At 40.6% G+C, this 26,686-nt stretch carries 25 protein-coding genes and 1 rRNA gene; 23 read left to right on the top strand and 3 right to left on the bottom strand.

The window, feature by feature from the left end; genetic code table 11:
• Nucleotides 1-6: 6 nt before the first annotated feature.
• The 13 genes from E2K98_RS21225 (at nucleotide 7) to E2K98_RS21165 (ending at nucleotide 12,454) form a co-directional block, all read left to right on the top strand.
• Nucleotides 7-855 carry a 3-hydroxyacyl-CoA dehydrogenase gene (locus tag E2K98_RS21225; protein WP_133337696.1) on the top strand — a complete coding sequence of 283 codons (849 nt, stop codon included), beginning with the start codon at nucleotides 7-9 and terminating at the stop codon, nucleotides 853-855.
• Nucleotides 856-872: 17 nt separating this feature from the next.
• Complete coding sequence (locus E2K98_RS21220; RefSeq protein ID WP_133337694.1) at nucleotides 873-1,586, top strand: CoA transferase subunit A; 714 nt, start codon at nucleotides 873-875, stop codon at nucleotides 1,584-1,586.
• On the top strand, nucleotides 1,567-2,247 hold the full coding sequence (locus E2K98_RS21215; protein ID WP_165976333.1) for a 3-oxoacid CoA-transferase subunit B: 681 nt from the start codon (nucleotides 1,567-1,569) through the stop codon (nucleotides 2,245-2,247). The genes E2K98_RS21220 and E2K98_RS21215 overlap by 20 nt, the downstream gene beginning before the upstream one ends.
• 24 nt (nucleotides 2,248-2,271) lie before the next feature.
• Nucleotides 2,272-3,048, top strand: a complete 777-nt coding sequence (locus E2K98_RS21210; protein WP_133337692.1) for an enoyl-CoA hydratase/isomerase family protein — start codon at nucleotides 2,272-2,274, stop codon at nucleotides 3,046-3,048.
• Nucleotides 3,049-3,063: 15 nt separating this feature from the next.
• Nucleotides 3,064-4,212, top strand: coding sequence for an acyl-CoA dehydrogenase family protein (locus E2K98_RS21205; RefSeq protein ID WP_133337690.1), 1,149 nt, complete (start codon nucleotides 3,064-3,066; stop codon nucleotides 4,210-4,212).
• A gap of 17 nt (nucleotides 4,213-4,229) precedes the next feature.
• A complete protein-coding gene (locus E2K98_RS21200) occupies nucleotides 4,230-5,423 on the top strand; it encodes a thiolase family protein (RefSeq protein WP_133337688.1) in 1,194 nt (397 codons plus the stop codon).
• Between the two features lie 20 nt (nucleotides 5,424-5,443).
• Nucleotides 5,444-6,439, top strand: a complete 996-nt coding sequence (locus E2K98_RS21195; protein WP_133337686.1) for a hydroxyacid dehydrogenase — start codon at nucleotides 5,444-5,446, stop codon at nucleotides 6,437-6,439.
• 10 nt (nucleotides 6,440-6,449) lie between these two features.
• A complete protein-coding gene (locus tag E2K98_RS21190) occupies nucleotides 6,450-7,529 on the top strand; it encodes a tartrate dehydrogenase (RefSeq protein ID WP_133337684.1) in 1,080 nt (359 codons plus the stop codon).
• A gap of 346 nt (nucleotides 7,530-7,875) precedes the next feature.
• A complete protein-coding gene (locus E2K98_RS21185; protein WP_133337682.1) occupies nucleotides 7,876-9,036 on the top strand; it encodes a branched-chain amino acid ABC transporter substrate-binding protein in 1,161 nt (386 codons plus the stop codon).
• A 20-nt stretch (nucleotides 9,037-9,056) separates the two neighbouring features.
• Nucleotides 9,057-9,956, top strand: coding sequence for a branched-chain amino acid ABC transporter permease (locus E2K98_RS21180; RefSeq protein ID WP_133337680.1), 900 nt, complete (start codon nucleotides 9,057-9,059; stop codon nucleotides 9,954-9,956).
• A gap of 13 nt (nucleotides 9,957-9,969) precedes the next feature.
• Nucleotides 9,970-10,983 carry a branched-chain amino acid ABC transporter permease gene (locus tag E2K98_RS21175; protein ID WP_133337678.1) on the top strand — a complete coding sequence of 338 codons (1,014 nt, stop codon included), beginning with the start codon at nucleotides 9,970-9,972 and terminating at the stop codon, nucleotides 10,981-10,983.
• Complete coding sequence (locus tag E2K98_RS21170; RefSeq protein WP_133337676.1) at nucleotides 10,980-11,744, top strand: ABC transporter ATP-binding protein; 765 nt, start codon at nucleotides 10,980-10,982, stop codon at nucleotides 11,742-11,744. Before E2K98_RS21175 ends, E2K98_RS21170 begins: the two co-directional genes overlap by 4 nt.
• Before the next feature lie 2 nt (nucleotides 11,745-11,746).
• The gene (locus E2K98_RS21165) at nucleotides 11,747-12,454 is read left to right on the top strand and encodes an ABC transporter ATP-binding protein (RefSeq protein WP_133337674.1); all 708 of its coding nucleotides are present in this window, start codon (nucleotides 11,747-11,749) and stop codon (nucleotides 12,452-12,454) included.
• A 125-nt stretch (nucleotides 12,455-12,579) separates the two neighbouring features.
• Here E2K98_RS21165 and E2K98_RS21160 read toward each other — a convergent pair whose 3' ends face one another.
• On the bottom strand, nucleotides 12,580-13,812 hold the full coding sequence (locus E2K98_RS21160; RefSeq protein ID WP_133337672.1) for a CdaR family transcriptional regulator: 1,233 nt from the start codon (nucleotides 13,810-13,812) through the stop codon (nucleotides 12,580-12,582).
• Between the two features lie 253 nt (nucleotides 13,813-14,065).
• Here E2K98_RS21160 and E2K98_RS21155 point away from each other — a divergent pair, with 253 nt between their 5' ends.
• On the top strand, nucleotides 14,066-15,232 hold the full coding sequence (locus E2K98_RS21155; RefSeq protein WP_133337670.1) for an NAD(P)/FAD-dependent oxidoreductase: 1,167 nt from the start codon (nucleotides 14,066-14,068) through the stop codon (nucleotides 15,230-15,232).
• Nucleotides 15,233-15,697: 465 nt separating this feature from the next.
• Here the strand turns inward: E2K98_RS21155 and E2K98_RS21150 are convergent, their stop codons facing one another.
• Both E2K98_RS21150 and E2K98_RS21145 read right to left on the bottom strand, forming a co-directional pair.
• Nucleotides 15,698-16,918 (bottom strand): CdaR family transcriptional regulator, encoded by a 1,221-nt coding sequence (locus E2K98_RS21150; protein ID WP_133337668.1) that lies wholly within the window; start codon nucleotides 16,916-16,918, stop codon nucleotides 15,698-15,700.
• Nucleotides 16,919-17,104: 186 nt separating this feature from the next.
• Entirely contained in the window at nucleotides 17,105-17,779 is a 675-nt protein-coding gene (locus E2K98_RS21145; protein ID WP_133337666.1) for a GntR family transcriptional regulator, read from the bottom strand.
• Between the two features lie 237 nt (nucleotides 17,780-18,016).
• Between E2K98_RS21145 and E2K98_RS21140 the strand changes: the two genes are divergently transcribed.
• From E2K98_RS21140 to E2K98_RS21100, 9 genes are all read left to right on the top strand, one after another.
• The gene (locus E2K98_RS21140; protein WP_133337664.1) at nucleotides 18,017-18,817 is read left to right on the top strand and encodes a transporter substrate-binding domain-containing protein; all 801 of its coding nucleotides are present in this window, start codon (nucleotides 18,017-18,019) and stop codon (nucleotides 18,815-18,817) included.
• 60 nt (nucleotides 18,818-18,877) lie between these two features.
• Nucleotides 18,878-20,041, top strand: a complete 1,164-nt coding sequence (locus E2K98_RS21135) for a saccharopine dehydrogenase family protein (protein ID WP_133337662.1) — start codon at nucleotides 18,878-18,880, stop codon at nucleotides 20,039-20,041.
• Nucleotides 20,042-20,097: 56 nt separating this feature from the next.
• Nucleotides 20,098-20,760 carry an amino acid ABC transporter permease gene (locus E2K98_RS21130; RefSeq protein ID WP_133337660.1) on the top strand — a complete coding sequence of 221 codons (663 nt, stop codon included), beginning with the start codon at nucleotides 20,098-20,100 and terminating at the stop codon, nucleotides 20,758-20,760.
• A 37-nt stretch (nucleotides 20,761-20,797) separates the two neighbouring features.
• Nucleotides 20,798-21,541 carry an amino acid ABC transporter ATP-binding protein gene (locus E2K98_RS21125; protein WP_133338056.1) on the top strand — a complete coding sequence of 248 codons (744 nt, stop codon included), beginning with the start codon at nucleotides 20,798-20,800 and terminating at the stop codon, nucleotides 21,539-21,541.
• A 310-nt stretch (nucleotides 21,542-21,851) separates the two neighbouring features.
• Complete coding sequence (locus E2K98_RS21120; RefSeq protein ID WP_133337658.1) at nucleotides 21,852-22,949, top strand: aromatic ring-hydroxylating oxygenase subunit alpha; 1,098 nt, start codon at nucleotides 21,852-21,854, stop codon at nucleotides 22,947-22,949.
• A gap of 80 nt (nucleotides 22,950-23,029) precedes the next feature.
• Nucleotides 23,030-24,454 carry an amino acid permease gene (locus tag E2K98_RS21115; protein ID WP_133337656.1) on the top strand — a complete coding sequence of 475 codons (1,425 nt, stop codon included), beginning with the start codon at nucleotides 23,030-23,032 and terminating at the stop codon, nucleotides 24,452-24,454.
• Nucleotides 24,455-24,478: 24 nt separating this feature from the next.
• Nucleotides 24,479-25,813, top strand: a complete 1,335-nt coding sequence (locus tag E2K98_RS21110) for a flavin monoamine oxidase family protein (protein ID WP_133337654.1) — start codon at nucleotides 24,479-24,481, stop codon at nucleotides 25,811-25,813.
• A 97-nt stretch (nucleotides 25,814-25,910) separates the two neighbouring features.
• Complete coding sequence (locus E2K98_RS21105; RefSeq protein ID WP_133337652.1) at nucleotides 25,911-26,135, top strand: hypothetical protein; 225 nt, start codon at nucleotides 25,911-25,913, stop codon at nucleotides 26,133-26,135.
• 440 nt (nucleotides 26,136-26,575) lie between these two features.
• A 16S ribosomal RNA gene (locus E2K98_RS21100) occupies nucleotides 26,576-26,686 on the top strand; the annotation flags it as partial.

Genomic DNA, 26,686 nt, shown 5'->3' with positions numbered 1-26,686 from the left:
AAAATAATGGAAAAGTTAACCGTTGTTGGTTCCGGTACGATGGGCAGGGGCATCGCGTATGTTGCCGCGATTGGCGGCTTTCAGGTGTCATTGAACGACGTGAACCAAGAGAATTTAGATAGAGCAAAACTCTATTTAGAAACCGAAATGACCAAAAGTGCGGATAAAGGGTTCTTAACAAGAGAACAGGCATCAGTTGCCCTAAAACGAATTGAATATACAACTAGTTTGGAAAAGGCTGCCGGTGACACAGATGTTGTCATCGAAGCTGTATTTGAATTAATGGAACTGAAAGTGGATATTTTCAAAAAGTTAGACAAAATTTGTCCGGAGCATACGATCCTCGCCACGAATACTTCAACAATGAGTCCTACAGAGATAGCTGCTCAGACCTCAAGACCGGAAAAATGTATTGCGATGCACTTCTTTAATCCTGTCCATAAAATGAAGCTAATTGAAATTGTTCGAGGACTCGAAACCTCAGATGAAACGATGACAAAGGCAAAAGAAATTGGCAAGAAACTTGGAAAAGAAACAGTGGAAGTTAATGAATTCCCTGGTTTTGTCACAAGCCGCATGAATTGTTTAATCGGCAATGAAGCTATGAATCTATTAATGGAAGGTGTCGCTTCCGCGGAAGACATCGATAAGTCGATGAAGCTGGGCTTAAACCATCCAATGGGACCGTTAGCGCTTGCAGATTTAGTAGGTTTAGATACTAGATTACGAAATATGGAATATCTATATAAAACACTAGGTGAAAAATACCGGCCATGCCCGCTCTTAATTAAGTATGTAAAAGCAGGCCGTTTAGGACGCAAATCCGGCCAGGGATTTTACACCTATGAAAGTTGACTTGGGGGTTCTATAAAATGAAAAGAACGTTAAGCTGTGAAAAATTAAGGTCAGCTGCAGATGCAATCAAATGGATTGAATATGGGGAGGAACTATTAGTGGGCGGGTTCGGACTTTGCGGCACACCGTTTACCTTAATTGATACGATTGCAGAATCAGACCATGCCAGGGAATTGACGATTATTAGCAATAACTTAGGTGAAGCGGGCAAAGGGCTTGGAAAACTGCTCATCTCGAAACATATTAAAAAAGCAGTAGGATCATATTTTACTTCCAATCGTGACGCGGTTAAAGCCTGGAAAAGCGGCGAGCTGGAAATCGAATTGATTCCGCAGGGAACATTAGCTGAGGCGATCCGGGCTGGCGGTGCCGGCATTGCTGGATTCTATACGAAAACAGCTGTCGGGACAAAGCTAGCAGAAGGAAAAGAGGAAAGAGAATTTGACGGTGAGCGCTATATTTTTATCAGAGGAATAAAAGCAGACGTGGCTCTGATAAAAGCTGCAAAGGCTGACACCATGGGCAATCTCGTTTATTCGAAAACTGCCCGAAATTTCAACCCGATGATGGCAACGGCGGCAAAACTAGTGATTGCGGAAGTGGATGAAATTGTCGAAGCAGGCACACTCGAACCGGAACAAATCGTGACCCCGCATTCCTATGTAGACATCCTTGTCTTAAATGACCGCTACGAAAAAATCGGAGGTGAATATGTTGAACGTCACGGATAAAAAACAAGATACTGACCGGATTCGAATTGCCAAACGAATTGCTTCCGAGCTTGAAGACGGTACTGTTGTGAACCTTGGTGTGGGAATTCCTACGTTAATTCAAAACTATTTAAAGCCGGATGCCCGCGTCTATCTTCAGTCAGAAAACGGGCTGTTAGGGATGGGACCAACCCCGCCTAAAGAGGAAATCGATATGGATTTGATTAGCGCTAGTAAACATCCGATTACAACCGGAGTGGGCTCCTCGATTTTTTCAAGTGCCGATTCTTTTGTGATGATTCGCGGTGGCCATGTCGATGTAGCTGTGATGGGTGCCCTTCAGGTCAGTGAAACCGGGGAAATTGCCAATTGGGCGGTTCCTGGTCAGGATATTCTTGGTGTGGGCGGGGCAATGGACTTAGTGGCAAGTGCCAATAAAATTATTATTGCGATCACTCAAGTGACAAAAGACAATATACCGAAAATTGTAAAACAGCTCAGCTATCCTACTAGCGGCATTCGGCAAGCTGAAATGATTGTGACGGAAAAAGCAGTATTTCGAATCGACAACGGCAGGTTACGATTAGACGAAGTGGCAGAGGGCTCTTCAGTAGAAGAAATAAAGAGATTAACAGATGCTGAGTTTACCGTATCTGAAAATCTTAAAACAATGCCATTTTAATTGAATGAGAGGTGTTAAACGAAAATGGACTACGCCAATATTTTAGTAAAAGAAGATCAGAATATCGGGTTTATTATCATCAATCGTCCAGAACAAAGAAATGCATTAAATGTAGAAACCTTACAGGAAATTGAAACGGCACTAGATGAATTAAGGAGCAACGAAGAAATTCGGGTGGTGATTTTTACCGGTGCCGGTGAAAAATCGTTTGCTGCCGGGGCAGATATCAGCCAGTTAAATAAAAGGACAATGCTAGAGGCGCTCCAGCCCAATATGACTGCGACCTATCGCAAAATCGAAGACTATGAAAAGCCGACAATAGCGGCCATCAATGGGTTTGCTCTAGGCGGCGGGTTAGAGCTGGCCCTTGCCTGTGATATTCGGATTGCCTCCTATAATGCTAAGGTCGGTCTGCCGGAAGTAGGCTTAGGGATTATCCCGGGAGCAGGCGGGACGCAAAGACTTACAAGATTAATAGGAAAAGGGAAGACGATGGACCTCGTCTTAACAGGAGACATCATTACTGCCGATGAGGCAGAAAGGTTGGGAATTGTCAGCAAGGCCGTTCCAGCAGAGGACCTAATGGACAGAGTAAGGGAATATGCACGAAAAATAAGTCAAAAAGGTCCGTTAGCGTTAAGGCTAGCAAAAGCAGTAGTAAACCGCGGTGCGGATGTTGAAATGGAAACCGCTCTTTATTTAGAAAAACTTGCTCAGACGGTTTTAATGGGTTCAGAGGATAAACAGGAAGGAACACAAGCCTTTCTTGATAAAAGACAACCACAATTTAAAGGAAAATAGTAGGGGGATAAGAAAATGGATTTTACTTTGTCGGAGGATATTCAGTTATTACAAAAGGCCGTCCATGATTTTGTACAGGAAGAAGTAGAAAAGGTTGCAATGGAAATAGAAGAAAAGGATGAAATTCCTAGTCATATTGTCGAAGCCTCGAAGGAAATGGGCTTATTCGGGCTAAGCATACCGGAAGAATACGGCGGACTCGGCCTTGATATGGTGGGGAAATGCGCAATCTATGAAGAATTGGGCAAGACCCATAATGGCTATACAACTCTGATCGGGGCCCATACCGGAATCGGTTCTGTCGGAATCGTGGAACTGGGTACTGAGGAACAAAAGCAAAAATATCTTCCAAAGATGGCGAGCGGAGAATGGATTGGTGCCTTCGCCCTCACAGAGCCGAGCGCCGGTTCAAACGCCGCCAATTTAAAAACAAAGGCGGAGAAAAAGGGAGATAAATATATTTTAAATGGCTCGAAACATTATATTACCAACGCCGTCTGCGGGAATGTTTTTACCGTAATGGCCGTAACCGATCCGAGTAAAGGAGCGAAAGGAATCACTTCCTTTATCGTTGAAAAGGATTTTCCAGGCTTCATTGTCGGGAATGTTGAGAAAAAAATGGGGTTGCGCGGCTCCCATTCTGCTGAGCTTTTCTTCGAAGATCTTGAAGTACCGGCTGAAAATGTGCTTGGTGAAGAAGGAAAAGGCTATGTGAATGCCTTGAAAATCCTTGCCAATGGACGGGCTGGCTTAGCAGCGCGAAACCTTGGATCCTGTGAAAAATTGCTGGAATTAAGCACCGATTATGCGATGCAGCGGGTCCAGTTTGATAAACCGATTTTTGAACAACAAGCGGTTCAGCATATGTTGGCAGATATGGCGATGGAAATCGAATTGCTTCGTTCGATTACCTACCGTGTTGCCTGGATGACCGATCAAGGGATGAGAGTGGTAAAAGAGGCCGCAATGGCCAAACTTTACGGTTCAGAAGCATACAATCGTGTGGCAGATTTAGCCGTCCAGATCCATGCTGGAATTGGGTATATGAAGGATTATCCAATTGAACGATTCTATCGTGATGCACGGATTACGAAGATCTACGAAGGAACGAGTCAAATCCAGAAAAACATTATTGCAGCTGAATTAAAACGAGAGTTTAGATAAGAGGGTGGGGTGAGAAAATGAGGAATGTAGTGATTATCGATGGTGTTCGAACCGCAATTGGAAGAATGGGCGGAACACTGAAGGATGTTGAAGCAGACTTTTTATCCGAAAAAGTAATGAGAGAAGCATTAACAAGAAGCAGGATCAATGGTGAGGATGTAAATGAAGTAGTTTGGGGGCATGCCAAGCAAAGCTCAGATGTACCAAATCTTGCAAGGTTAGCTGCTTTGAGGGCTGGTCTGCCAATTGAAGTGCCGGGTTATACGGTTCATCGCCAATGCGGTTCTGGGCTTCAGGCTATTAATAACGCAGCACAGCAAATTATGTGCGGCTTGTCTGATGTGGTATTGGCGGGCGGTGCGGAAAGTATGAGTACGGCACCCTATTATTTAAGAAAGGCAAGATATGGCTACGGAGCAGGCAATGCCGAGATTGTAGATCCAAATACCGAAAGTCAGCCAAGAGCGCAGCCAATTGAAGTTTATGGTAATCTAACCATGGGATTAACCGCAGAAAATCTCGCGGAAAAATATCAAATTAGCCGCGGGGAGCAGGATGAATTTGCATTCGAAAGTCAGCAGAAAGCTGCCGAAGCGATTCAGTCCGGAAGGTTTACGGATGAAATTGTGCCTTACGAAGTAAAGGTGAAAAGGGAGAAAATTCTCTTTCAAGTGGATGAGCATCCACGTCTCACAAGCCTTGAAAAGCTTGCATCCTTAAAGCCTGTCTTCAAAGATGGGGGAACAGTTACCGCAGGAAATGCGAGCGGAAGAAATGATGGTGCCGCCGCACTTGTGATGATGTCAAAAGAAGAAGCGGCAGAGCGCGGACTTTCTCCACGTCTAAGGGTAATTTCTCAGGCTTCCGTTGGGGTAGCACCTGAAATTATGGGAATTGGTCCTGTCCCTGCAACCCTTAAAGCTTTGAAGCTTGCCGGTTTAACATTGGACGATATCGATTTAATTGAATTAAACGAAGCATTTGCTGCGCAGGCACTTGCCTGTGTGAAAGAATTAAACATGGATCGGAAAAAAATAAATGTCAACGGTGGAGCGATTGCCCTCGGTCATCCCATTGGAGGAACCGGTGCCATTCTTACGGTTAAAATCATGAATGAATTAGAGCGCCGCGGCGGTCGTTATGGATTAATTACGGCTTGTATCGGCGGCGGGCAGGGAATCGCGACCATAGTAGAGAATTTAAGAGTATAACCAACTTGGAGGGAAAATGTATGAGTAAGCCACGTGTATTACAGATCCTCCCTATGTACCATTCAAACGGAGAAAAGGTTTTACGTGAGGGGGCGGAAGTCATCCAAACAAATGACTATGAGATTGCCCATCTCTGCAGTCTTGTGAAGGATGTGGAGGCGATTGTTCTAAGGGCACCAGCTAAAATCACAAAGGAAGTGATGGATGCCAATCCCCATTTGAAAGTCATATCCGGTGCGGGAGTAGGTCTTGACAATATTGATGTTTCCTATGCGACGGAGAAGGGAATCCCTGTTGTTCATGCTCCCTCAGTCAATAAAGTATCAACTGCAGAACATGCTGTTATGCTGATCATGGCATTAGCAAAGTCAGTCGTCCCCTTCCATGAAAATATGAAAAAAGGGAACTATGATGCGCGAAATTCAATTCCATCCTTTGAGTTAAAAGGAAAGAAAGTAGGATTGATTGGATTCGGGAACATCGCCCAAGAGGTGGCCAAGCGGCTGAAGCTTGGATTTGAAATGGAAGTAACGTCCTGGGTGAGGGAATTTATTCCGGAAAAACATAAATATGCACATGAAATTGGGGTAAATATTTGTACAGATATGGAGGAGGTATTTAGCCAGTCGGATTTTATTTCCTTACATATTCCATTAAATGAGCAAACAAGGTATTCGATTGATCAAAAATATTTTTCATTAATGAAACCATCAGCGTTCTTGGTAAATACCTCACGCGGGGCAGTGGTCAATCAAGATGATTTATATCGAGCGTTAAATGAAAGCATGATCGCAGGTGCGGGTCTTGATGTATTTGATCCAGAGCCCCCTTCTAAGGATTTGCCGCTATTATCCTTACCGAATGTTGTGTTAACTCCCCATGTTGGCGGGACAACGGTGGAATGTAATTATGTAATGGCCACAACGGTTGCGGAAAATGTCATTAATATTTTAAATGGTAAAAGGCCACGGTTTATTGGCAATCCAGAAGTTTTACAGATAAAAACTGGAGAATAGGAGAAAAAATATGGATCATTATTCAATCGCCCTGCTTCCCGGTGATGGAATTGGCGTGGATGTTGTCCGCGAGGGAAGAAAGGTATTAGAAACGGTGTGTAAACTCCATGGCGGGTTGTCATTATCCTTCACTGAATTTGACTGGAGTTGCGAGTACTTTGCGAAAAATGGCAAAATGATGCCGGATAACGGATTAGAGATTTTGAAGGATTTTGATTCCATCTTCTTGGGGGCGGTCGGTTATCCGGGTGTACCGGACCATGTTTCGCTTTGGGGATTGCTTCTGCCAATTAGACGCCAGTTTGAACAATACATCAACCTGCGTCCTGTTAAATTGCTAAAAGGAATTCAATCGCCGCTTGCCGGTAAAACGGCAGAGGATTTGAACTTCCTTGTTGTCCGCGAAAATAATGAAGGGGAATACTCCAATATGGGCGGCCGGATGTATGAGGGCACCGATTTGGATATGGCGATACAAAACAGTGTTTTTACCCGTAAAGGGGTGGAACGGGTTTTACGGTATGCCTTTGATCTGGCCCGTAAACAGGGTAAGAGAAAGCATGTAACAGCTGCCACGAAATCGAATGGGATTAATCATACCATGCCTTTTTGGGATGAATATGTGGAGAAGATTGGAAAGGAATATCCTGATATAACGCATAATACCGTTCATATTGATGCACTTGCGGCCTTTTTTGTCAGCAAACCGGAGACGATGGATGTCGTGGTCGCGTCCAATTTATTTGGGGATATTTTAACGGATTTAGGGGCGGCGATTGTCGGCGGCCTTGGAATTGCGCCGTCGGCGAATATTAATCCGGAGAAGAAATATCCGTCGATGTTTGAGCCTGTTCACGGCTCGGCACCGGATATCGCCGGGAAAGGAATTGCCAATCCGCTTGCCTCGATTTGGTGTACGAGCATGATGCTAGATCATTTAGGGCAGCGAGAGGCAGCTGCCGCGATTATTGATGCAATGGAAGATGTACTGCAGGAAAAAGAGGTACTGACACCGGATATGGGTGGTAAGGCGACAACGGAGCAGGTAGGGGATTATATCTGTAAAAAGCTGAGAGCACGTTTAGGTTAAACTCTCTATATTATAAAATAGTAAAAATCAAAAATAGCCTGCGCTAAGCAGGCTATTTTTGATTTTTAAGTATTATTCTTACATGAAAATTCCTTCTAGTAAAAAAGGACGAAAATTTAATTTTTATTTAAACATTTTTTCGTGAAAAGTATACATATGATTCAGAATATTTTTAATTTACAATAATCCTAATCTTACAATAGATAATTTATAAAGGAGGACCGGAGAGAGATGTGTAGGGAGGGCGAGTGAAAAGGTCTGTAAGCGCTTCCTTAAATCAAAATGAAATCTTTTAATCGTTTTTAAAAAGGTATGATAAAAGATTTGAAATAATGGAGGGGTTACATTGAAAATTCCAAAAAAATTAGTGATCACTGCTGGAACCTTACTTCTTGGATTATCACTTGTTGGCTGCGGAAAATCAAGTGAAGTAGCTGGAGGAAGTAATGAAAAATCGAACGTGATTAAGATCGGTGTGCCGGCACCATTGTCAGGACAAAGTGCTAAAATGGGCAGCGACATCGTAAATGCCGCAAAACTGGCAGCTTCCGAGCTCAATGAAAAAGGCGGAGTGATCGGTAAAAAAATTAAAATTGTACCCATCGATGATGCCTGTGATGCGCAGGTTGCGACCCAAGCGGCAAATAAACTTGTCACTTCCAACGTTGATGCAGTGGTTGGGCATTACTGTTCTAGTGCAGCTTTACCAGCAGAAACTGTTTACAACGAAAATGGAATTCCTTTTATCACACCATCCTCAAGTAACCCTCAATTAACCGAACAAGGATTTACCAACGTATTTAGAATGATTGGCCGTGATGACCAGCAGGGCAAGTTCATGGCAGATTATCTAGTCAATGTAAAGCACAAGAAAAATATAGCCATTTTACATGATAACACTACTTATACTAAGGGATTAGCGACAGAAGCAAAAACCGGTGTGGAAAAACTTGGCGGCAAGGTTGCATTCTTTGAAGCCGTTACACCAGGAGAGAAGGATTTCTCTGTGATTATTAGTAAGCTTAAGCCATTAAAACCTGATGCCATCTATTGGACGGGCTTTTATGCAGAAGGCGGACTGCTCATCAAACAAGCGAAAGAGCTTGGGTTAAACGTTTTATTTGCGGCTGGAGATGGCAATAATGACACCACTCTCATGAAAATTGCCGGCCCAGCATCCGAAGGTGTAATTGTTAGTACGGCACCTACCACAGAATTCCTGAATAATGCGGGTGCAGGTGACTTTGTAACAAAGTACAAAGAAGCTTATAGCGAGGATGCAGGACCTTTCTCTTCGTATACGTACGATGGCGTTAACATTATTGCTGAAGCGATTAAGGAAGCAAAATCTCAAGACCGAAAGAAAATTATCGATACCATTCACGGCTTAAAAGATTTTCAAGGCGTTACAGGAACGATTAATTTTGATGATAAAGGGGACCGAAAAGGCATTAGCTATATTACGACCCAGGTACAAGATGGGAAGTTTGTAGCCACACAAAATTAATAGATTAGGAGGTTCCTAAATTGGAAGAGTTTTTACAGCAATTAATCAACGGTCTTACGATTGGCAACTTTTATGCATTACTTGCCTTGGGATACACGATGGTTTTTGGTATTATCCGGCTGATTAACTTCGCCCACGGCGATGTTTACATGGTTGGATCCTTTCTGGGCCTAAGCATTCTCGGACTGTTTGGCTCGTTAACATCTTCCGGGGTTGGAAGTTTTATACTTGCGATGATTGTTTCGATGTTCGTCACAGGATTAGTCGGTGTATTAATCAATCGCATTGCCTATGTACCACTATTAAATGCACCTCGCCTCTCGATCATGATATCAGCCCTTGCGGTTTCATTATTGCTTCAAAATCTAGTTATGGTTTTTTACGGCCCAAGTTTTAAGGTTTACCCCCACCTCTCGGCTGGGGGGGCCATTTTCAATAGCTCTGTAAAGATCTCTTACACACAGGTTGGCATGCTTCTAATCAGTATTATTTTTATGATCATTTTGCAGCTTTTTATCAAGAAAACCTTTTTAGGAAGAGCGATGCGTGCCGTTTCACTCGATCAAGATGCATCCCAGTTAATGGGTATAAACGTTCGCTTCATTGTTGCCATCACTTTTTTTATTGGTTCTGCCTTGGCGAGTGCAGCTGGAGTGATGATGGGCGGCTATTATGGTCAAATAAATTTTATGATGGGATTCTTAATGGGAATTAAAGCCTTTACTGCTGCAGTTCTTGGCGGGATTGGGAATATCCCTGGAGCTGTCCTCGGAGGCTTCTTGCTCGGAATACTGGAAACACTTGGTGCAGGATATTTTTCTCCTGCCTGGAAAGATGTATTTGCTTTTGTAATCTTAATTTTGGTATTGGTATTTAAGCCGACTGGCCTTCTCGGAGAGCCACAAGCAGAAAAGTTGTAGGTGATGTAAGGTAATGGGAAAAAAACTCTCTACTTTAACAAAGTCCATTTCTCCTATCTTTCTAATTATGGTAGTCTGCTCAGTGCTCATTCCAATCGTTTATCCAGATCCATACATTATGGATGTCATGACAGGAATATTCATCTACGGAATGCTCGGAATTGGACTAAATATTGTCGTTGGATACTGTGGTCTACTTGATCTGGGATATTCCGCATTCTATGCTTCAGGGGCTTATGTAACAGCATTATTAATGGTAAATTTCCATGTATCGTTCTGGATTTCGTTGATTGCAGCGGGGATTGTTTCGGGGATTTTAGGTTTGATTATTGGAGCCCCAACATTACGGCTTCGCAGTGATTATCTCGCGATCGTAACTTTAGGTTTCGGTGAAATTATCCGGATTACAGCAACCAATTTGAGTTGGACCGGTGGACCAAACGGAATTTATGCCATTCCTAAGCCTTCCATCGGAGCCTTTCAATTTGCTACAAAAACGGATCTTTATTACCTAGGTTTTGTGTTGCTCATCCTTATTTTGATCGTAGCAAGCAAGTTGGGCAAATCAAGAGTTGGCAGGGCGTGGATGTTTATCAGGGAGGATGAGTCGGCAGCACAGGCGATTGGAGTGAATCTTGTACGCTATAAACTGCTTGCTTATTTGCTTGGGGCCATTTGTGGAGGAGTTGCCGGTTCATTTTACGCTGTAAAGATGTCTGTGATTAATCCAGAAAGCTTTACGTTTATGCAGTCTGTCAATATTTTGATGGTCGTGATATTAGGAGGCCGGGGAAGAAATACGGGTGTTCTGCTTGGTGCCTTTATCCTCATAGCCCTTCCAGAGTTTCTTCGCTCCTTTGACGAATGGCGATTGGTCATATACGCGGCTGCACTTCTAGTCCTCATGATCTTCCGTCCACAGGGACTGATGGGGGTTAAATATAATAAACCGAAGAAAAAAGGAAAAGAAGAAGAGGAAGGCTTGCTTGATTTAGTCAATACACAGGAAGGGAAAGATTTCGTTTGAGTGTATTACTTTCGGCTCAAGGACTAGGAGTAAAATTTGGCGGCTTACATGCTGTTTCCAATCTGAATTTTGAAGTGCAGGAAGGAAAAATAGTATCTTTAATTGGACCAAATGGGGCAGGTAAAAGCACGGTGTTCAATTGCTTGACAGGGTTTGTAAACCTAAGCTCAGGTACAGTTTTATTTAAGGGACAGCCTTTTAAAGGGTTTTCTCCAGACAAAATTGTTCAAAAAGGAATCGCCCGAACCTTCCAGTCAATCCGATTATTTAAGACCTTGACGGTAGAAGAGAATGTCATGTCAGGACTTCATATTCGAACAAAAAGTAATGTTCTCTCCACTCTTTTTAATCCGCGTAAAAGTAAAAAAGAGGAGGAGTGGGTTCGAGAAGAGGTGAAACGTCTTCTTTCATTTGTTGGTTTAGAGGATAAAGAAACGATTCGGGCGTCTGATCTTTCATATGGGGAGCAGCGAAAATTGGAAATCGCAAGGGCGCTGGCGACCAATCCGGCAATCCTTCTTTTGGATGAACCTGCAGCTGGAATGAACCATAGTGAAAAAAATGAACTAAAGGAACTAATCTATTCAATCCGGGACAGCGGTACAACTGTGGTCATCATCGAACATGATATGCAGCTCATCATGGAAGTATCAGATTGGATTATTGTCCTTCATTATGGGGAAATGCTTGTTGAGGGTCTTCCAGAAGATATTCAAAAGGATCCACGTGTAATTGAATCATACTTAGGTGAAGAGGGATAGAAATGTCAACGGTACTTGAAATCCAAAATGTTTCAGTTTCCTATGGAAAAGTTCCTGCACTCAAAAATATATCGCTTCAGGTTAACCAAGGGGAAATTGTCGCCTTGCTTGGTGTCAACGGTGCAGGTAAATCTACGACGCTTCGGACCATTTCAGGACTGATCCGGCCTAAATGCGGGAGCATCCATTATAATGGTGAGCCCATTCATAAAAGAAATGCCCATGAGATTGTAAAAAAGGGCTTGATCCATGTACCGGAGGGAAGACGCGTTTTTTCCACTATGACAGTTGAGGAAAACCTTCAGCTTGGAAGCTATTGTGCAAGAGACCATTTACATGATGGGCTAAAAGAGGTGTATGAGTTATTTCCGAGGTTATTTGATCGGAGAAAACAGTTATCCGGAACCCTCTCGGGAGGGGAACAACAAATGCTTGCAATGGGAAGGGCGATGATGGGGAAGCCAAAGCTGCTGCTGTTGGATGAACCGTCGATGGGCCTTGCACCCATTATTGTGAGGACAATTTTTGATACCATTAAAAAAATCAATGAAACCGGAACGACGATTCTCCTTGTAGAACAGAATGCCCGAGCTGCACTACGATTAACAAAACGAGCATATGTGATGGAATTGGGGGAAATTGTTCGAGAAGATGAAACTGAAAATTTAATCCAAGACAAAGTGATCGAGAAAATTTACCTTGGTGGATAAACAGGAAAGAAGATTGGCAATAGACACATCACTTTTCATTTGCACAAACAGGGGGTATCCCATGATGATTCTTGGGATATCCCCTGTTTATTTAGGTAGATGATATATGTGGTTCCTTTAACATTTTAAAGTATGAATGAATGGGCTGGTGTGTTTTCTAGTTTGGAGTTTTTTATTGCAAAATATAACAGTAGACAATGTTCGAAGTTCGTAATATCTAAAGAGGTCAATTCACTAATTTTTTCTAGACGATAAACTAAGGAATTTCGGTGGAGAAATAGGCTCCGGGCAGTTTCACTAATATTCATATTACATTTGCAGTAGGTAATAAAGGTACTAGATAGGGTAGGAAAATTAACATGTTGATAAAAACAGGTCAGTTTATCGGAAAGTCGTTCCGCTATGTAAGGAGGTAAATCTGTTCCAATTAGTTCAAGAATAATATTCAAATCATTATAATAGTAAACCTCAGGAAAAATAGTTGTTTTTTTACCGGCAATTAACGTTTTAAGTGATTCTTCATAGGATTCTTTAATTCCGTTAATCCCTTTTTTCATGCTTCCAATCGAAATTCTTGCATTAAATTGATATTTCGATTGAATATATTCACTCATCCGGCTAATTTTGTGTTCTAATTGTTTGTTAAAACATTCAGAGGACTCGGCTGCATCGATTGCTTTTATTAAAATAAATTGATCTAATGTCAATAAGGAAAGGATATCCTCTTTATTATCTATTAAATAGTGCCGCAGTATATCCATCATATTATCCTGTAAAAATTGCCATGAAAACGTATTGGGGATTTTCGGGTGTGTTCCAGTAAATTGCTCTGACAGCATATCCATTTCGATAATGAGGCAGACGCGTTTGAACTCTTTATCCAGATTGTAACCAAGCATTTTTCCAAAGCGGATGATTTGGCTCATGTCTTCGATCGTATCTGAACTTAGGAGATTATGAACTAAATGATCCAATGATTTAGATTCGAGAATGCGAATTTCCTTTTTTAAGTATTCATGGCACAGCAATTCCACATGACTCTTCACAAGCTGAGCATATTTTTTCACTTCTGCCGGATTTCCAACAATCCCTAACACACCGACGGTTTCTTGATTAATAATGATGGGGGCAGCTACACCTGGTAGAACATTATTAAGTTCCTTTACTTCATCATACTCGTAACAAATCGTTTCCTTCCTTTTTAAAACATCGATTGATGCCTGATGAAAACTGCCTAAACGGTTTTCGTCATTTGACCCAATAATATATCCCTTATCATCGGTAATACTGATTGGATATCCAATGATTCTGGAGGTATTCTCCACAATCGTTTGGGATATATCCTCTAAGAAAGCCATTTTACCACTCCTTTAAATGAATAAAATCCTAGATTAATACATTCTAGCTATGGAGTGAAAATTCCTTGTTAAAATTGACTATTAAAACAATTCTAACTATTCAATTTACCGTAAAAAATGCACATAGATTAAGAGTTACGAAATGAGTACAGTAGTAATATAGGGTGAAACTTCCATTGGCGAGTGCTTTTTCGATCCCGACGCGATTTCTATCCCAGCTGTTAAATAATATAAAAGAAGGGCAGGAGTTTCCATGTCAAATCGAGCAGATATTATCATTATTGGTGGTGGAGTCATTGGTTCAAGTATCGCGTATCATTTATTACAGGATGGTTTTCATGGCAGGGTAGTCCTTTTTGAGAAAGATGGTTTATACGAATATGCTTCTACTCCAAGGAGTGCGGGTGGTTTTAGACAGCTTTATACGACGGTGGTGAATATGCAGCTTAGTAAATATAGTCTTCAAATCTATAAAGATTTTTCAAAATCGATGGCCATCGACGGAGAAGAAATGGAAATCGACTTTAAACAGAGAGGCTATTTATTTTTAGCAACAGATGAAATGATGCCAAAATTCGAAAGGCATTTAAAACTGCAAAATGAAAACGGGATCAATTCGCAGTTGCTCGATACAAATGACCTGATGAAGATTATTCCAGAACTAAATACAGAAGATTTAGCCGGGGGCCTCTTTTGTTCAGAGAGTGGGTATTTGGACCCTTACTCTGTCATGCAGGGGTATATTCGAAATGCTAAAAGATTAGGAGCGGAGTATATTTATGACGCTGTAGATAGTCTTATAACCGACCAGGATCACATAAAAGGGGTTAGGCTCGCGGATGGACGTGAATTTCTTTCACCGGTTGTCGTCAATTGTGCCGGTGCCTGGGCGTCTCTTTTGAGTGAAAAAGCTGGTCTGCCTCTCCCGGTTGTACCCCTTCCAAGACAAATTTTTCAGTTTGATATTGAAACACCACTGCAAAACTATCTTCCGTTAACCATGGACCCAACAGGAGTATATTTCCGACATGAAGGTGAGAAGTTTATTTCCGGGTATGCCGAGGAAATTGAACCTGGAATTGATTTTAAATGGAGAAGATCGGCATTTGTTGAAAACATATGGCCGGTGCTGGCCAATCGAATTAAAAATTTTGAGAATGCAAAAATCGAAAGAGGTTGGTCCGGGCTTTATGATTTTAACACCGAAGACCATAATGCTATTTTAGGGAAATATCCATCGATGCAGGGGTATTTTGTTGCTTTCGGCTTTAGCGGACATGGGATGCAGCAGGCACCCGCTGTTGGAAAATGTCTTTCCGAATTGATTCGCATGGGTAAATATGAAACCTTGGATTTATCTCCACTAAGGGTAGAACGATTTGCTGAAAATCAATTAATTATTGAGGATGCGATTTATTAAAAGAGTAATGACATAGCTTTTGAAGGTGAGATTTTTCCTTCTGGAGCTATGTTTTTTTATAAGGAGAGGATTGAATTTTGATGATAAAAAAACTAAATCGGTCGATTGGGGAACATTATATGGGTCCAGAAATAAAAGAGTCGGATTTTCGCATAAAAAAGGTCAATTTGTCACGGGCTAATCGGTGGGGATTCTTTATTAGCCTAAATAATATCCAACCCACGATTCTGGGTGACCGTTAGAGCAGAAAAAGAAGCCAAGAGGTAACCGAAAGCGGATGAAGATGACCGTAAAGGCAGAAAAAGGAGCAGAAAGTATACCTAAAGTGGATTTACGGACAAAAAGCACAAGATAATCATCCGAGTTTTTTGTAATTTCACCATAGTTTTTTGCAACGGAGAGTGAAGCGCCTAGAGTCTAGACCAACACCCAGTTTAACACAGTAAAAAAAGTAAAAAGAACCTGTTAGTGTACAGGTTCCATTCTAGATTCCTCATAGCATTGAATTGCTGTATAAAGGAGCATACAATGCTCAAAGCTGCTCGTATTGAGAGAGGTAATTTCACTAATTTTTTCAAGCCGATAGATAATCGTGTTTCGGTGGATAAATAGGTTCCTAGATGCCTCACTTAAATTCATATTATATTGGCAAAAACCGATAAAGGTAGAGGATAAAATCTCGTAATTATCCTGTTTGATCAAAGGGGCAATGAATTGTACAAGCTTTTCCTTATATTCCGATGTCAGTTCTTTCGGTAGAAGCCTCCAGAGCATTTCCTGCTCATTATAAATATGAATTCCCGAATCCCGGTTGAATTGCTTTCCGATCGACATGGCTTTTACAGCATTATGGTAGGATTCGGCAATACCACTCAGAGTACTGCTGATATTTCCGGCTGAAATACCAGCCGTCACACCATATTTTTTCGCAAGAAACGTATTGATTTTTTCCAGTTTATTTGGCAAACCTTCCACTAAAGCCGAAAACGAGCGTGGATAGGGAAGTGCCTTTATGACGATTAAACGCTCCAGACTTAGAAAGGAAATCATATCATCATTATTTTCTTGAAAAATTAATTGGAAAAAGCTTAAAAGCTCTTTTTGGAAATATTGCATTGGAAAGCTTTCATAAAAATCGTCTGTTCCTTTCTTCGCGGAAATCTTTTCGGAAAAATTATCGAGATCGATTAACAGACAAACCCGGTTAGTATGTAAGTCAAATTCAAGTAATTTAGCCGATTGAAGAATTTGTTCATTGATCTCATTCATAGATTCCCGATAATGAATGAGTTGGTGGACAAACATTTCGACCATTTTTTCCTTTAAATCCACCATTTCCTTTCGAAAGGCTTCTTGACACATCATTTCTACTTGATTTTTAACAAGCTGGACATATTTTTTAACTTCTTTTGGATCCCCGACAATCCCCAGAACGCCAATCACTTTATTGTTAAATTTCAATGGGGTCGAGACGCCTGGAAGAATTCTCTTTTCGATTTCATTTTTACAATTGACCACCCTATTTTTTCTAATGACCTCCAGGGAAGGCTGATGGAAGAGCCCAATTCGGTTTTTATCTGTTGAACCAATAATGATTCCTTCTTTGTCCGTGATACTGATCGGATATTGTAATATTTCACTCGTTTTTTCAACAATATCCTGGGCTATGTGTTCGAGGATTTTCATATCTTAAACTCCTTTCAATCAGCCAACAAAAAGAGGTGAATTTTTGATAACACATTAATGACAAAACAAAATTTCTCTATAATTTTACCATTTTTGCATTGAATGTACATTTTATTTGGAAAATATAAAATTTTATTCTTTAAAAAAATCCGCAACCATAATTGGCAGCGGATGGGAATAGTATATTTAAAAAATTTCATCTAGGTCTTTATATCCGTTATAACGGATATCAATACTTGTTATAGAGTGCTTAAAATGATTTTCTAGGGCCATTTTTAAATTGGCTTCATCTTTATTTTGGATTAATTCTAATATATAGCGATGTTCATCTGGACTATAAGGTTCTTGTCCTGGGTTTGAAAAAAATTCATCAAAAAGCATAAGATAAATATTTGTTTGGTTGATTAGTCTCTCAATAAATTCATTTAAAAATTTATTATTGCATTTTTGGGTGATAGCGATATGAAAAGCTTTATTGGCGTTTACAAACTCCTCTGAATGACGATTCTTTAGACTCTTTTTTTCATCCTCTATGATCTTCTGAATACTAAGATAATCATTTTCATTCATAACCAACATTGATTTCTGTACTGCTAAAAATTCCAATTTTGCACGTAATTCATATGCCTGAATAACCTCTTCTTTAGAAGGACTGGTTACAAATGCGCCGCGATTTGGAATCAAATCTACTAATCCTTCGAGTGATAACTTTTTAATCGCATTCCGGATAGGGGTGCGACTTACGCCTAAAGTATTCGAAATATTATGCTCCACTAATTGCTTACCTGGCGCCAACTGACGACCTAATATTGCAGCTCTTATTTGGTCATATACATGTTTCTCAACGGTTATTTCTTTCATATGACTTTTCACCTACTCTGTTTTATTTTATCAAACCAATTATTTTATAGCAATATAGAAATATTTAAAATATTCAAAAAATATTGACAACTATATAAGTAGAGTATACACTTTAATTAATTGTACTACAATTTGGGACGACAATTTGGAACGACATTTTTTATTGAAAGAGGAGGAGCAATTCTTTTTTTGTGAAAGCGCTTTATTAATTAGGTAAAATACCGAGGGGGAGTTTGAATGAAAAAAGGTTTGTTATTTACGATTATTGGATTATTGATCATCGGTGTTCTATCAGCCTGTAGCGGGAAGGAAGCGAGTGGGAATGGTAAAACTAGTGTTTTGGACCGGGTAGAAAAATCAAAGGTATTAAAAGTAGGATTTGAAGGAACCTATCCACCGTTCAATTTTTTAAATGATGATCAAAAATATGATGGTTTCGATGTAGACATCTCGAACGAAATCGCTAAACGTCTAGGTGTAAAGACAGAGTTCGTCGCTACAAAGTGGGATAGTCTTCTTGGCGGGTTAAAATCGGATAAATTCGATATTATTATCGGCCAAATGTCTGTAACCGAGGAACGTAAAAAGAGTGTTGATTTCACCAATCCTTATGTGGTTACGGGTTCAGTCTTAGTCACTAGAAAGGATACCAATAATATTACAAAGCTAGAAGATATTAAAGGGAAAAACGTTGGAGTAGGTGGGGGAACAACGTTTGAGGAAGTCGCAAAAAGTGTGGATGGAGCGAATGTAAAGTTATATAAATCCGTAAATGACTATATTGCGGATTTAGCGAACAAAAGATTGGACGTCATTATCAATGACCAATTATTAATGAGTTACAACATTAAAGAAAAGAATTTACCAATTAAAATCACAAGCGATATTCTAAATAAAGATGAAATTGGGATGGCAGTAAAAAAAGAAAATGGAGATTTTGTTGAGAAAGTGAATACTACCCTAGCTGATATGAAGAAGGATGGAACATACAACCAAATCTACAAAAAGTGGTTTGGTACAGAGCCATTAGAAAAATAAATGATTGGGTTTTGGAAATTAATATGTGATGAATTAAAAGATTAATAGGAGGTAGAAAGGATGCGGGCAGTCGTTTTAGGAACAGGAATGATTGGAACAACAGTAGTGAGTGAACTGGTGAAGTTTTCAAATATTGAATCGGTAACGGCAGTCGATGCAAATCAAGATAGTGTGAATAAATGTTTAGAAATTGCCAATAACTCGAAAGTGATTGGGAAATGTACTTCTTTAGGAACGATTGAAGAAATCAAAAGCGTGTTACTAAATGCAGATGTTGCTGTTGCATGTCTACCACATTCATTAAGTTTACCAGCTATTAAGGCGGCAATTTCAGCAAAATGTCATCTCGTAGACTTAGTCGGTTCTAAAATTGAGGAAAAGTTAGAATTGGATGAACAAGCCAAAGGAGCAGGTGTCATTATTATGCCAGGGTGTGGGGTTGCACCGGGTATTACAAACTTTTTGGCAGCACAAGGAATCGAAATGCTTGATGAGGCTGATGAAGCTGTGATGGTTTGCGGTGGAATTCCTAGATTCCCAAAACCTCCATTATGGTACCAGGTGGTTTTCCGACTTGAGAGTGTGCTTGGACTCTATACAAGACCGGCAAAGGCAGCTGAAAACGGGAAGCTTAAAGAATTTCCTCCTCTTTCAGGATTAGAAAAAATGACTTTCCCAGAACCTGTTGGGGCTTGTGAAGCCGTCATTACGGATGCGCATAGTACGGCCTATACACTAAAAGATAAAGTGAAAAAATTATATGAAAAAACCGTTCGATATGAAGGACACTGGGGGAAAATGGATACTTTAAAAGAATTAGGCTTTTTTGATGAGGAGCCAATTGAAGTGAATGGGAATTATTCAAGTCCACGTGCCTTTACAGAGAAAATATTGGTTCCGAATATGAAGGGAGAGTCAAAAGAGGATATTACGGTATTAAGAGTAGAGGTTAGCGGTCTAAAAGCTGGACAGCAAGTGAAATATACATGGGAAATGGTCGATTTTTATGATCATGAACGTAATATAACTTCTATGGCTAAAACGACCGCACTCCCGGCAATGTTACTTGCCAATTGGATTGCTGCTAAAAAAATAAATGAAGTAGGAATTGTTCCCGTTGAAAATGTGATCATCGGGGATCGCTTTACCCCATTTATGGAAGAATTAAAAGCTTTAGGAATTGACATTTCGTTTCGAAAAGAGGTTCTAGTATCGAATCGATAATCATCCATAATTTTGCAGTTTCATAGATCGATGTTTGTTAGACTGGAGGAAAATTCATGGATCTTTCAATAATAATAGAATCCCTGCCAGCATTATTACATGCGACATTAATGACGATTTTTTTAGCTGTCGTTTCCATTCTAATCGCTCTCGTCCTTGGATTTTTCACAGCATTGGCAAGGATATCTAACCTAAAACCTTTGGCCAAATTGGCTGCCTTTTATGTTTCCATTTTCCGTGGAACTCCATTACTTGTACAGGTATTCGTCATTTATTATGGTCTGCCGCAAATTGGTATCGAAATGGAACCGATCCCCTCCGGAATCCTTGCGTTGAGTTTAAATGCAGGAGCGTACTTGTCGGAATCTTTTCGTGCTTCCATATTATCTATCGATAAGGGTCAAATGGAAGCATCGGTTTCATTGGGTATGACGTATGGTCAGGCCCTAAAAAGAATTATCTTGCCTCAAAGCCTTCGAATTGCGATTCCAACTATGTCAAACACCTTTATCATTTTAATTAAAGATACATCCTTGATCTCCGTTATTACCGTTACAGAATTATTGCAGATGTCATCATTACTCATCGCGAAAACCTTTGAACCATTAACCATTTATTTATTGGCAGCCGTGCTGTATTGGATCATTATAGCCTTTTTCTCAAACTTATTAGACAAACTTGAAAAACGTTCATCTCAGCATATAACACTTGGCAATTGAAATAAAAAGCTTTGCAGGAAGGAGAGGAGTAATGAGTATCATCCAGTTACAAAACCTTAAAAAGAAGTTTGGCGATCTTGAAGTTCTTCATGGAATTGATCTTTCGATAAATAAAAGTGAAGTGGTTGTTCTAATGGGACCAAGTGGATCGGGAAAGTCAACACTATTGCGGTGCCTTACATTTTTAGAAGAACCTACCGAAGGGATTATTAAAATTGGCAAGCATATGTTACCAGCAGGTGAAAAGCTTACTCGAAAACGGAAAAATGAAATCAGGTCGTTACGGCAAAGCACAGGATTTGTTTTTCAACAATTTAATCTTTTCCCACATAAAACAGCCATTGAAAATGTGATGGAAGGACCAATTGTCGTACAAGGCGTTCAGCGTGAGGAAGCAAGAAAATTCGCTCAGACCCTTCTTGAAAAAGTAGGTTTAGGAGAACGGTGTAACCATTATCCTTCTCAGCTATCAGGTGGGCAACAACAACGCGTGGCAATAGCGAGGGCACTCTCCATGAAACCGATGGTGATTCTTTTCGACGAACCTACTTCTGCATTGGATCCAGAACTAGTTAGAGAGGTACTACAGGTCATGAAGGATTTAGCGCAAGAGGGGATGACAATGGTTGTCGTAACACATGAAATGCAATTTGCCAGAGAGGTTGCTGATCGTGTCATTTTTATGGATGGGGGAGTCATTGTCGAGCAAGGATCTTCAGAAGAAGTTTTCAACCATCCAAAGGAAGAAAGAACAAAAAGATTCCTTATGAAGGTAATATAAAAATAGAAAAAACTGCAGTTCTACAATCGTAGGACTGCAATTTTTTATTAAGTGAAATTTTTGAAGTTCCCATCTGGTTTAAGAAAATCAACTGTGTATTTTCCATGAAAATGAAGAAAAAGCAGCCGGATTCTTTGGAAAGATTGCACAGGAAGCACATAATTTTCCGTATTTTTTAGTTAATTTTAGTGAAAAAAGACAAAAAGTGATTTCTCTATTTCTGTTTTTTTAGTTAAACTGTACATATGATTCAGAATATTTTTAATTTACAATTACCCTATGTTGAAAAAGGTAAAAGGAGGTTATGTGCATGAACAATAAAGAAGTAAGAGTAAGTGAAAATCTTAGTGAAGCCCATACATTGCCCTCATGGCTCTACACCAAGCCTGAAGTTCTTGAAGTAGAGAAAAGAGAAATCTTTTGTAAAACCTGGCAATACGTTGGTCATATTAGTCAAGTAACTAAGCCAGGTGATTATTTTACCACTGAAGTGGCAGACCGCCCGATTATTGTAAGCTGCGGACAGGATGGTGAAATTCATGCCTTCTATAATGTCTGCACACATCGTGCGGCAAAGTTAGCAGAAGGGGAGGGGAATAAACAAGTCTTTACCTGCCCCTATCATGCATGGACATTTCGGACAGACGGCTCTCTGTTAAGAGCGCCAAATATGGGCGGTTGTGAACATTTTGACTACCAGGATTTTTGTTTAAAAACAATCCAACTAGAAATCATCCAATCTTTTATTTTTGTCAATTTAGACCCCGATGCTCCTTCCATGGTATCTCAATTTCCGGATCTGTTTAAACATGTAGAAAAATATGATCTGAGCAAACTCAAGAAAATTCGCGTAAAAGAAACGATTTGTAAATCGAACTGGAAAATTGGGATTGATAATTACCTTGAATGCGACCACTGCTCGATTGTTCATAAAACTTTAGTTTCTAAGCTTGATATGAAATTATACGAGATGGAGATGCTAGAATACTATTCTTACCAAGGCACCCCGTTAAAAGGTAAAAATAGTGACTTTGGACTTGGTCAAGGGGGCAGATATTATTGGCTCTATCCAAATACTTGGTTCTCTTTCGATCCTGGTCCTGCAAATCTATCAATCCACCAATCGATCCCAATCGATCATAAAACTACTAAGTATGTTTATACTACTTTTTTCATGACCGATGAAATTACGGAGGAAGAAGAAGAACTAATGGCGATGGATCAATTGGTGAGAAAAGAGGATTTAGATATTTGTGAAGTGGTGCAGAAAGGGATCGAGACCGGGGCCTATACCCAAGGAAGATTTTCTCTTACTGAAAATTTAGTTCATCAATTCCATTTACTGCTGCAAAGGGATTTAGAAACAGTTTTGCCGCTGCAAACTGCAGATCCATCCAAGACCTTTTAAGAGATAGAAATATCTCTTAATCATCACCTGTGTGTAAGCGCTTCCTTAATATAAACCAATTGTGGAAGATAGGTGAGATAATGGAAAATAACAAAGTAGAATTGAAACGGGCAATGAAGAGCAGGCATTTGTTTATGATGTCTTTAGGAGGGATTATTGGAACGGGCCTGTTTCTAGGGTCTGGGTACGCAATCGGTGAGGCTGGTCCATTAGGAGCGATCCTAGCCTATTTAGTCGGCGGCCTTCTCATGTATTTAGTCATGGTTTGTTTAGGGGAATTATCCGTTGTTATGCCAGTATCCGGGTCTTTTCAAGCCCATGCGACAAAATTTATTGGACCTGCTACCGGGTTTGTGGTCGGCTGGGTCTATTGGCTGAGCTGGGCCATGTATGTAGGGCTTGAATTTACAGCGGCCGGTGTGCTAATGAAGCGATGGTTTCCAGATGTTCCGGTTTGGATTTGGTGTGCAATCTTTATTGTCCTTCTCTTTTCTATTAACTCTCTTACGACAAGAACCTTCGCCGAAACAGAGTATTGGTTTGCGGGCATTAAGGTTTTAGCTGTAATTATGTTCATTCTTGTTGGGTTAGGAGCTATGTTCGGAGGAATAAGTCTGAAACATGAATCCACCCCATATTTTACACATTTTCTAGGTGATGGCTTGTTCCCTGCCGGTATGGTTGGTGTTTTCGTTTCCATGATGAGTGTAATTTATGCCTTTCAGGGCTCGGAAATTATGGGAGTGGCAGCAGGGGAAACGGAAGAGCCGGAAAAAAATATTCCACGGGCGATCCGCAATATCGTTTTCCGTATCTTAATTTTCTATGTATTAGCGATGTTTGTTTTATCAGCTCTTGTTCCATGGAAAAAGGCCGGTGTACTAGAAAGTCCGTTCGTTACTGTTTTTGATATGGTAGGGATTCCCTATGCAGCAGACATTATGAATTTTGTAATTTTAACCGCGATTCTTTCCGTTGGAAATACCGGCCTGTTTGCTTGTACGCGTGTGATGTTTTCTTTAGCGGAAAATGGGATGGCCCCGAAAGCACTTGGCAAAATTAACAAACGCGGAATTCCTTTTAACGCCTTATTAGTAACCTTAATTTTTGCGTTACTATCACTTCTTACTAGTGTTGTGGCTGCTGATACATTATTTGTTGTTCTATTGGCTGTCAGTGGAATCGGTGGAACGCTGACGTGGTTAGCGATAGCGGTTGCCCAAATGGGATTTCGAAGACAATACATTAAAAATGGCGGTAAAGTGGAAGATTTGAAATATAAGGTTCGATTCTATCCCTTTATCCCGATTCTCTGTATTATTATGTGTTTGTTCATTTTCGGCTTTATGGCCTTTGATCCAACACAACGTGCATCGTTATATTGGGGATTTGGGTTTATTGCTGCCTGCTACTTATATTATTACCTTTGGTTCAAACGAAGAAATATCACGCTGCCAATTCATCAGGAAACCAAAGCGATTGCGATTGAGACGGAAGAGATTTAACGATTGGAATGGGAGGAAAGATGAATGGTAAATGAAAAAGATTATGATGTGATCATTATCGGCGGTGGATTTTCGGGGGTTACCGCTGCAAGGGAGTTACGGCAATTAGGACATCGTGTCCTGATTTTAGAGGCTCGCGATCGTCTTGGCGGCAGGACATGGGTGGACACCCGTCTAGGTTCGGAGCTTGAAATGGGAGGAACTTACGTCCATTGGCATCAGCCGCATGTTTGGACAGAAATTACCCGCTATGGCCTGGAACTAGCTACTGGTCCAAAAACGGAAAAGGTCTATTGGATTGCTGAGGGGAAGATGCATTCTGCTCCAGTATCTGAATTTAAAAATAAGCTCAAGAACACGGTTGAAAGGTTAATGAGCGAGAGCATGAAATATATGCCTCTGCCATTTGAACCTTTACATTCACCTGATTTTAGAAAGCTTGATGGGGTTACTGCAGCCCAATTTATGAAGGATTTTGGCCTAACGCAAGAGGAATATGATATTTTACACGGTTGGGTGGCCTCTGACTACTGCGGTGCACCTGAAGAAGGAGCAGTAACTCAAATTTTCCGTTGGTGGATTTTTTCACGCGGAAATTGGGAAACCCATAGTGCTATGGTATCGAGTTACCGGTTGAAAAAGGGGACAAAGGCTTTGGTGGAGTCTATTGCAGAAGATGCTGACGCTGAAATCAAGCTATCAACCGTTGTAAAAAAAATCGAGCATGATGAAGGTTCTGTTGAAGTTACGACATTTGATGGTTCTTCTTTTACGGGAAAAGCAATCATTGTCACCGTCCCGCTTTCAACACTTCAGGATATTGAATTTGTACCGGCACTTTCTTGCGAAAAACAAGCTTCATCTAAGGAAGGGCAAACTGCGAAAGGGGTTAAAGTATGGGCGCTCGTAAAAGGGAAGTACGACCCATTTGATGCTCTCGCCCCAGGCAGTTATCCGTTAAATTCGGTTCACGTGGATCGGTATTCGGGTGAAGATACGATTGTGGTAGGGTTTGGACCAAGCGCGGCAATGCTTAGCCCAACTGACAGGGCTGGGGTGGAGTCAGCATTAAGGCATTGGATTCCGGATATTGAGGTGCTAGAAAGTACCGGTCATGATTGGGTAAATGATGAGTTTTCCAGGGAAACCTGGCCGATGTTAAAGCCGAACCAGTTGACCACCTATCATAAGGAATGGAATACGCCGGAAAATAATGTGTTTTTGGCCGGTACCACTTATGCAAATGGCTGGGCTGGCTTTATTGATGGGGCGATTGAGAGCGGGATTACCACGGGGAGAAAGGTGCATAAACATCTTACGCGAGAAAAGGTACCTAATCAAATGTATGAAATGAAATAATATTCGAAAGAAATACACGGGTTCTTTGGCCCGTGTATTTTTTTGCTGTGATTGGGTTCATTTGTTTGAGGGTTGCATTGCCCGGATGAGGTTTTGTTTGCAGGAAAAGGTAAAAGGAAGAGGGTTGCATTGCCCGAATGGGGCTTGGATTGGAGGAAAAGGTAAAAGGAAGAGGGTTGTTATTGCCCGAATGGGGCTTGGATTGGAGGAAAAGGTAAAAGGAAGAGGGTTGCATTGCCCGAATGGGGCTTGGATTGGAGGAAAAGGTAAAAGGAAGAGGGTTGCATTGCCCGAATGGGGCTTGGATTGGAGGAAAAGGTAAAAGGAAGAGGGTTGCATTGCCCGGATGAGGTTTGGTTTAGAGGAAAAGGTAAAAGAAACAATCTAAAATAAGTTCATCTTTTAAGACAGAGGGTAAAAGATCTTGTAAAACAAACAAATAGATTAATGGAAGAATATTATTTAATGTGACAGGATATTTTAATATGAAAAATTATCTTGCTTAAATGCGATAATGATGTTAAAGTATAAAAGTCGCTGAAAAACAAACAGTTTTTAGATGACACATTCAAAAAAAAGATATTGACATATTAAATGATATGTTAGTATAATAATAAAGTCGCTTCTGAGCGATTGATTAAAAAATGAGTCAACTTGCTCTTTGAAAACTAAACAAACAAAAACGTCAACAAACAATAATAATCATGTTTCTTCTTTTATATAGAGAACATGAGCCAACGTAACAAATGAGCTATATCAACTTTCTTGGAGAGTTTGATCCTGGCTCAGGACGAACGCTGGCGGCGTGCCTAATACATGCAAGTCGAGCGAATCAATAGGAGCTTGCTCCTGTTGGTTAGCGGCGGACGGGTG

Source organism: Bacillus salipaludis (assembly GCF_004358205.1).
The sequence above is the reverse complement of the archived record's forward strand: the minus strand, read 5'-3'. Positions and strand labels throughout refer to the sequence as shown.